Here is a 1,759-nt window from a genome sequence, read left to right as displayed (position 1 = left end):
AATATGAACGAGCGAATAGTAAGCCTTGGCTTGCTATTTGTTCATTCGTGAGTGTTGTGGTTAGTACCCACGAGTAGGCTATTCTGGCAATCGACTTGCTGGAATAGCTGTTTTTGTATGCGTCATTCTTCGACATACCGAGCTTGCGTAGGTGCTTTCGTCGGTTTTTAGGTGTTTTCCATTGTTTCCAAATACACATTCGCAAACGCACTCGCATGTTACTATCCATCTTTTCTAGGATTGTTTTCATCTTGGTCATACGAAAATAGTTTACCCAGCCTCTGATCTTCTCGTTCAGCTTTTCTATTCGATAGCTTGTACTGACGCCCCAATTCCTTTTCGTCAGATCTTTGATTTTCTTACGAAAATTGTTCACAGATATCGCGTGAGGTTTTGGCTGATAGTTCTTTTCTTGCCAATCCCAATAGAAGCCAAATCCTAAGAATTTGAAGTTTGGATCATTTGGGCGAATAATTTTTGATTTCTCCGCATGGACAATCAGTCCTAGCTTCTCCTCGATAAAGTGAACGATGTTCCGCATGACTCTTCTGGCAGCCATTTCGCTTTTCACGAAGATGATACAATCATCGGCGTATCGAACAAACCTCAGGTTTCGTGAGTGCAGCTCTTTATCCAGCTCATGAAGCATAATATTGCTTAACAAGGGAGAAAGATTCCCTCCTTGAGGCGTTCCGATAGGTGATTCGATAAACCCCTCATCGGTACTGATCCCGCTCACCAGATATTTTCTGATAAGGGAAATCACGTCGCCATCTTTGATCGAATTCGACACTAGATTCATCAGCCGATCATGATTGACCGTATCAAAGAAACGCTCAAGATCAATATCCACAATCCATTGATAGCCATCGTTCATAAACTCTAATGCCTGTTGAATCGCCATTTCTGCACGTTTGCGTGGACGAAAACCGTAGCTGTATTCGCTAAACTGCTTATCGAAGATCGGACCGATCACTTGCGCGATCGCTTGCTGGATCACTCGGTCTACGACCGTCGGAATCCCCAACAATCGAACACCACCATTTGGTTTTGGAATCTCTACTCGCAGGACAGGTTGCGGCTTGTACGTTCTTTGTCGTATCTGCTTTCGCAACTCGCTTTCATGTCTAACAAAATACATCTTCACTTCATCCACCGTCATCCCATCCACACCAGGTTTTCCTTTGTTCTTTCGAACTTGTTGGATGGCCTGATTCAGGTTGTCGTTGCTTAAGATTTTCCACATTAATTTTTCGGTATACATGTCTGTTATTCCTTTCTTTCTCGTAAAGTCGGTATCTACTTTCATGCTCATTGCCAGTAGTCTTTATCGACTTCCAATCGAGAGTTTCCTAACGTAAAACTGTTCAGCCCTTCGCTCGTTCTATCTTTCAATAGATGTCTTCACTACTATGGCTTCTGCTGACTTCTCACGTTCCAGTCTGATATCACTACCAGATTTTGGTGCAGAATCGTGAGACCTCCCCAGTTAAGGCGCAAACTCTTCCTCTCCATCTATCCGCCACATCTACACCGCTTGATTGTTGCAGTAACTATCGGGCTTCAGCTTCTTTTGCAACCTTACCCTCAAACGTCGCCTTCTATGTGATTTCTGTTCGTCGGACCAGAGATTTGTCTCGGGCTTCCTTCAGATTCCACCTCACGATGGACACCCTTGCCTCTGACTATGCGTTTTCCGTTACTCGGACACGCTCGGGACTTGAACCCGTTAGAGTTTGCCCATGCTGGGCAAACAAAA

At 44.3% G+C, this 1,759-nt stretch carries 1 protein-coding gene; it reads right to left on the bottom strand.

The annotated features are described in order from the left end of the window. Positions 1–1,309: group II intron reverse transcriptase/maturase (gene ltrA, locus AC4J95_RS20980; RefSeq protein WP_494551535.1), on the bottom strand; the 1,309-nt coding region annotated here is incomplete at its 3' end. Between the last annotated feature and the right edge of the window lie 450 nt (positions 1,310–1,759).

This window comes from Enterococcus sp. GPZ-007 (assembly GCF_059374735.1).
The sequence above is the reverse complement of the archived record's forward strand: the minus strand, read 5'-3'. Positions and strand labels throughout refer to the sequence as shown.